Origin of the sequence: Pseudonocardia sp. SID8383 (assembly GCF_009864975.1) — a bacterium.
Classification (GTDB): domain Bacteria; phylum Actinomycetota; class Actinomycetes; order Mycobacteriales; family Pseudonocardiaceae; genus Pseudonocardia; species Pseudonocardia alni.
The window spans coordinates 1-6069 of sequence record NZ_WWFY01001186.1; the positions used below are offsets into that span (position 1 = coordinate 1).

Annotated in this window: 5 protein-coding genes; 2 read left to right on the forward strand and 3 right to left on the reverse strand. The window is 75.3% G+C overall.

Features of this window, described 5'->3' with window-relative positions; translation table 11 throughout:
* Positions 1-163: 163 nt before the first annotated feature.
* Positions 164-592, reverse strand: coding sequence for a hypothetical protein (locus tag GTW08_RS28955; protein ID WP_073577041.1), 429 nt, complete (start codon positions 590-592; stop codon positions 164-166).
* 117 nt (positions 593-709) lie between these two features.
* On the opposite strand from GTW08_RS28955, the gene GTW08_RS28960 reads away from it, so the two are divergent.
* Entirely contained in the window at positions 710-2413 is a 1704-nt protein-coding gene (locus tag GTW08_RS28960) for a choline dehydrogenase (protein WP_073577042.1), read from the forward strand.
* 92 nt (positions 2414-2505) lie between these two features.
* On the opposite strand, the gene GTW08_RS28965 is transcribed toward GTW08_RS28960, so the two are convergent.
* A complete protein-coding gene (locus GTW08_RS28965; protein WP_062402550.1) occupies positions 2506-2691 on the reverse strand; it encodes a DUF7455 domain-containing protein in 186 nt (61 codons plus the stop codon).
* Positions 2692-3053: 362 nt separating this feature from the next.
* On the opposite strand from GTW08_RS28965, the gene GTW08_RS28970 reads away from it, so the two are divergent.
* Complete coding sequence (locus tag GTW08_RS28970) at positions 3054-3917, forward strand: EamA family transporter (protein ID WP_073577142.1); 864 nt, start codon at positions 3054-3056, stop codon at positions 3915-3917.
* Positions 3918-4151: 234 nt separating this feature from the next.
* Here the strand turns inward: GTW08_RS28970 and GTW08_RS28975 are convergent, their stop codons facing one another.
* Positions 4152-5879, reverse strand: coding sequence for a DEAD/DEAH box helicase (locus GTW08_RS28975; RefSeq protein ID WP_073577043.1), 1728 nt, complete (start codon positions 5877-5879; stop codon positions 4152-4154).
* Positions 5880-6069: the final 190 nt, after the last annotated feature.

Here is a 6069-nt window from a genome sequence, read left to right on the forward strand (position 1 = left end):
CAGCTGCGCGCCGCGCCGCCGTCGGTGCCGGAACAGCCCGACGCGCTTGACCGCACCGCGCTGATCCCGGCGGCCCGCCGCTCCCCCGTGGTGCCGGTGGCGCCGCGAGTGCCCGCCCAGCGGCAGGCGCGGCACCGCAGGCACGACCAGGGCTGACCCGGGGTCAGGCTTCCGGCCGGTCCTGGCGGTCCGCACACCGTTCGAGGAGCTGCTGGTGTTCCTGCAGGTAGGCCGATACGCGCTGGCGGCTGACCCCGAACAGCCTGCCGATCCCGGCGATCGTCTCGCCCTCGCCGTGCAGCGCGACGGCCTCCTCGCGGCGGAACCGGCCACCGACGGCGCCCAGGCCGTCGAGGGTGCGGGTGAGGGTCTCCACGATCAGCGGCCGTGCCTCGCGCGGGACGATCGCCCGCCAGCTCAACCCCTGAGAGCGCAGCTCCTGCAGCTCGGCCACCCGTTCACGGGCCGAGGACAGCTCGGCGACCGACGCCTCCAGCTGGGCGGCGAGGGCGGCCAAAGCGGCGTCGGCGTCGTCCGCGGCGGCATCGCGGAGGTCCGCTCCGTCCTCGGCGTCACGCTCGGTCGTCGTCACACCATCGAGCCTACGGGGGTGGCGGCGACGGCCGGTGGGCGCGGCGTACCGTGATCCACGCAAGGGGGGTTGCTCCCTCGAACAGGGCAATCCCGACAGTGGGTGTGGAGGGCGCGCATGGGCCGGTACGACGTCGTCATCGTCGGCGGGGGATCCGCGGGGGCGGTGCTGGCCGCCCGGCTCACCGAGGAGCCCACGCGCCGGGTGCTGATGCTCGAGGCGGGCCGGCCCGACCACCGCTGGGACCCGATCATCCGGATGCCCGCCGCGCTGTCGAAGGCGTGGGGCAACCCCCGCTACGACTGGTGCTACGTCACCGAACCCGAGGCCGGTCTGGCCGGGCGCCGGATCGCCGTCCCGCGCGGGAAGGTGCTGGGCGGCAGCAGCAGCATCAACGGGATGGTCTACCAGCGGGCCCACCCGGGCGACTACGACCGCTGGTCCCGCCTGCCCGGCTGCGAGCAGTGGAGCTCGGCCCACCTGCTGCCCTACTTCCGCCGCCTGGAGCGGCGGATGTCCGAGCGCGGCACCCCGCTGACCGACGGCGGTCACGGGCCGCAGGTCCTCGAGCGCGCCCCGGCCGCGGGCCCGCTGAACGCGGCGTTCCTGGCCGCGGCGCAGCAGGCCGGGCACGCGCTGCTCGACTCCACGAACGGCCCGGTCCAGGAGGGCTTCTCCCGCACCGAGCGCACGATCTCGCGCGGGCGCCGCTTCTCGGCGACCGACGCCTGGCTGCACCCGGTCGCCGACTCGCGGCCCAACCTGACCGTCCGCACCGGCGCCCTGGTCCGCGCGCTGCGCACCGACGCCCGCGGTACCCGGGTCATCGGCGTCCGCTACCGCGCCGCCGACGGCACCCTCCGCGACGTCGACGCCGGCGAGACCCTGCTCGCCGCCGGCTCCATCGCCACCCCGCAACTGCTCCAGGTGTCCGGCTTCGGCGACCCGGAGCACCTTGCCGGGATCGGCGTCGAGACCCGGGTGGCGCTGCCCGGGGTCGGCGCGAACCTGCAGGACCACCTCGCGGTGCACCTGCAGCACGCCTGCTCCCAGCCCATCTCGCTGGCCCCGCACCGGGCCCCGCACCGGCTGCCCGCCGCGGCGGCCCGCTGGCTCGTCTCGGGCACCGGGATCGGGGCCAGCAACCACTTCGAGATCGGCGGGTTCGCCTCCACCTCGATGGCCGGGGGCATCCCCGACGTCATGATGCTGTTCGCGCCGGTCGCGATGCGCTTCGCGCCGGACGTCCCGCCGGTCGGGCACGGCTACGAGATGCACGTCTCGGTGATGGCGGGCGACGTCCGCGGGACGGTGCGGGCGGTGTCCCGCGACACCGCCGTCCCACCGCGCCTGGTGCAGAACTACCTGGTCACCGACGGCGACCGGCGTCGCTGGGTGGAGGCCGTCGGCCTGGCCCGGGAGATCCTCACCCAGCCGGCGTTCGCGGGCCTCGACGCCGGGGAGACCTTCCCCGGCGAGGGTGTCCGCTCCGACGCCGAGATCCTCGCCTGGGTGTCCCGGCGCGCCCAGAACGGGCTGCACCCGACCAGCACCGCGCGGATGGGTACCGACGCCGACGCCGTCGTGGACCCGTCGACGCTGCGCGTGCACGGCACCGAGGGTCTGCGGGTCGTCGACGCGTCGATCTTCCCGGACGTGCCCAACGCCAACACCTACGGCCCGGTGGTGGTGGTGGCCGAGCGGGCCGCCGACATCGTCACCGGCGCCACCCCGCTGCCCGCCGACCCGGCGCCGTCGCGGCCGGCCGGGGCACGCGGGGCCCCGGGCACCGGCCCGGAGCCGCTCGCACCGGTGTCCTGAGCACCCCCGGACATACCGAACGGGGCGGGGATCCGATCGGATCCCCGCCCCGTTCGAGGGTCTGTGTGGGGGCGCGGGTGGCGCCCCGGGTGTCACTCCCCGGTCTGCACCTGCACCCCGGACTCACGCAGCTTGGCGGCGTGGGCGTTGCCGTGGTGGTTGCAGAACAGGAGTTCCCCACCGGAGGGCAGGATCGCGCGCACCTTGGCAGCCGCACCGCAGCGGTCGCAACGGTCGGCAAGGGTCAGTTCGGGCCGGGTCAGCGTTTCGGGCTGCATAGCGGTCTCCCTCCGTCGCGGCGGCGGGCTTCGGGCGCTCGCCGCCGTATCACTGTGACGACCGCACGAGCGGTTCGCCCACACCTGTACAGACGCTCGAGGCCCCTGCACGTGTTCCCGGGATGCGTCGCGACGTCCGTCACGTGTGGCGTGCGCCGCACGGTTCGGTGGCGCCGCGATGTACCCGCGGTGACCGGTTGCGTATGAAGTTGACTGCGTGTGAATCATGCGGGCAACTCGCCCGACGTGCAAGCGCGCCACGGTAAATACGGTGTGTCGCGGTCTACGGTGGCCGGGTGAGTCCCCGCCCGTCGCCCGATCGTGTTCCCGCTCCGTTGCTGTTCCTGGCCGGTGGGACCTCGATGTACGTGGGGGCCGCGCTGGCCGTCGGGCTGTTCGACCGGCTCGCGCCGTCGGCGGTCGCCGAGCTGCGCCTCATCGGTGCCGCGCTGGTCCTGCTGGCGTGGCGCCGCCCCGGCCGCGACTCGTGGCGCGGCGTCCGGCTCGTCCGCGCGGGGACGTTCGGGCTGGCCACGGCGCTGATGAACGTCGCCTACTACGAGGCGATCGCGCGGCTGCCGCTCGGCACCGCGGTGGCGGTCGAGTTCACCGGCCCGGTCGTGGTCGCGGCGCTCGCCTCGCGCCGGTTCCGCGACGTCGGCGCGGTCGGCCTCGCCGCGGCGGGCGTGCTCCTCATCGCCGACGTGCGCTGGTCCGGCAGTCCCGCCGGGGTGCTGTGGGCGCTGGGCGCGGCGGCGATGTGGGCGGCCTACATCGTGCTGGGCAAGCGGGTCGCGCGGGCCGGTTCCGGCATCGACGACCTGGCGACCGGGTTCACCGTGGCCGCCGTCGTCCTGGTCCCGCTGCTGTTCACCGGGGGTACGGGTGCCGCGACCGGGTTCGGGCTCGCGAACCTCGCGCCGCTCGCCGATCCGGTGGTGCTCGGCCTGTCCGTCGGGCTGGGTGTGCTCAGCTCGGTGATCCCCTACGTGCTGGACCAGGTCGTGCTGCGCCGGGTCGGGCAGGCCCGATTCGCGGTCCTGCTGGCGCTGCTGCCCGCCACCGCGACGCTGGTCGGGCTCGTCGTGCTCGGTCAGCTGCCGGGGCCGCTGGAGGCCGTGGGGATCGCGCTGGTCGTCGCCGCGGTGGCCCTGCGGTCCCGCGACGGCGACGAACCCGTCCCCGTTCCCGCCACGTACGTCCGGGATCGGTCCGCCCCGTCCTGACCGCTCCGGCGGCGCGACGTCCGCACGGTGATCCGGAGCTCGCGCGCTGATCCGCGGTCCGCGCGTGTCCGGACGCGCGCCCCGAGCGGATCAGCGCGCGCGGAGTGGATCACCGCGTGCCGGCCGTGGTGGCTCTCCGGTCCCCCGACGGTGCCGGGCCGGCCCCCACCGCGCCCGCACGGGCGGCGTCGTCCTCCGGCCCGCCGGCGACACGGCGGCCCGCCAGGGCGGCTCTCAGCGCCAGGACCGCAGGGTCGCGATGCGTTCCTCGAGCTGCTCGATGGTCGCCATCGCCACCGGCGGGCCGCCGCAGTGCGCCCGCAGCTCGTTATGGATCTTCCCGTGCGGCTTGCGGGTCTTGTGGTTGTGCAGCGCGACCAGGGTGTTGAGCTCCTTGCGCAGCGTCTGCAGCCGCTCCCGCACGCTCTGCCCGCGCTCGGCGGCCGGCGGCGGGGTGGGCTCGGTCGCCGGGGTGGCGCGGGCCTGGGCGCCCGTGCGCGGCGAGCCCTTCGCGATCCAGTCGGCCTGCCGCTGGGACAGCAGGGTGCGCACCTGGTCGGGCTCCAGCAGCCCGGGCAGCCCGAGGTAGTCCTCCTCGTCGGCGGAGTAGGTGGCGCCCTCGTAGATCAGCTGGTCCAGCTCGGCGTCGGCGCCGAGGGAGGTGAACGCCTTCTCCTGCTCGCCGGGCTCGTCCTTGACCGTGTTGGCCTCGTTGAGCTCGGCGTCGTTCCAGACCTCCTCGGGCCGCTGCGGCTTGCCGAGGACGTGGTCGCGCTGGGCCTCCAGCTCGCTGGCCAGGCCGAGCAGCACCGGGACGCTGGGGACGAACACCGACGCGGTCTCGCCCTGCCGCCGCGACCGCACGAACCGGCCGATGGCCTGGGCGAAGTACAGCGGGGTCGAGGCGCTGGTGGCGTAGACGCCGACGGCGAGGCGCGGCACGTCGACACCCTCGGACACCATCCGGACCGCGACCATCCACCGCTCGGTGGAGCGGGAGAACTCCGCGATCCGGTCCGAGCCGCCCGCCTCGTCGGACAGGACGACCGCGGGCCGGACCCCGGTGATGCCGGTGAGCAGCGCGGCGTAGGCACGGGCGGCCGTCTGGTCGGTGGCGATGACGAGGCCTCCCGCGTCGGGCATGCCGCCGTCGCGGTGGCTCTGCAGGCGGCGGTCGGCCGCTGCGAGCACCGCGGGCATCCAGTCCCCGGACGGGTCCAGCGCGGTGCGCCAGGCCATCGCGGTCTGCTCGCGGGTCAGCGGCTCCCCCAGCCGGGCCGAGATCTCCTCGCCCGCGCTGGTGCGCCAGTTGGACGTACCGGAGTAGGCCAGGAAGACGACCGGCCGGACCACGTTGTCGGCGAGCGCCTCGGCGTAGCCGTACTGGTGGTCGGCCCGGCTGCGCGGGGCGCCCTCGGCGTCGGGGACGTACTCGACGAACGGGATCGGGTTGTCGTCGGAGCGGAACGGCGTCCCGGTCAGGGCGAGGCGGCGGGTGGCGGGCTCGAACGCCTCGTAGACGCCCTCGCCCCAGCTCTTGGCGTCGCCCGCGTGGTGGATCTCGTCGAGGATCACCAGCATCCGGCGGTTCTCGGTGCGGTTGCGGTGCAGCATCGGGTGCGCGGCGACGCCGGCGTAGGTGATCGCGATGCCCTGGTAGTCCCGCGAGGTACCGCCCGCGGAGTTGCGGAACTCCGGGTCGAGCGCGACGCCGGCGGCCGCGGCCGACTCGGCCCACTGGTACTTCAGGTGCTCGGTCGGGGTGACGACGGTGATCGCGTCGACGACCCGGTCACGCAGCAGCTCCGAGGCGACACGCAGGGCGAAGGTCGTCTTGCCCGCGCCCGGGGTCGCGACCGCGAGGAAGTCCCGCGGCGAGGTCGCGAGGTAGCGGGCGAGTGCGCTGCGCTGCCACGCGCGCAGCGGGCGGGTCTCGGGCGACACGAGCTGGGTCTGCGACACACGTCTCCCCTGGTCCGTGGGTCGTTCCCGGGCGGGAACCGGCGATCCCCGGCAGGTCCGCGCGTCGACGCCGACCGGGCTGCGGGGCGCGGATCAGGGTAGCCGGGGGCCGCACCGTCGCCGCCCGGTGGGCGGGCCCGGGACCTCCCCGGCGGTGACGGGCCAGGTCAGCCCCGGGGCGGCCGCGGAC

What these genes read in the sequence shown, in the direction of transcription:
- GTW08_RS28970 (WP_073577142.1), top strand. Translation starts at nt 3,054, where the DNA reads ATGTACGTGGGGGCCGCGCTGGCCGTCGGGCTGTTCGACCGGCTCGCG.
- GTW08_RS28965 (WP_062402550.1), bottom strand. Translation starts at nt 2,691, where the DNA reads ATGCAGCCCGAAACGCTGACCCGGCCCGAACTGACCCTTGCCGACCGT.
- GTW08_RS28960 (WP_073577042.1), top strand. Translation starts at nt 710, where the DNA reads ATGGGCCGGTACGACGTCGTCATCGTCGGCGGGGGATCCGCGGGGGCG.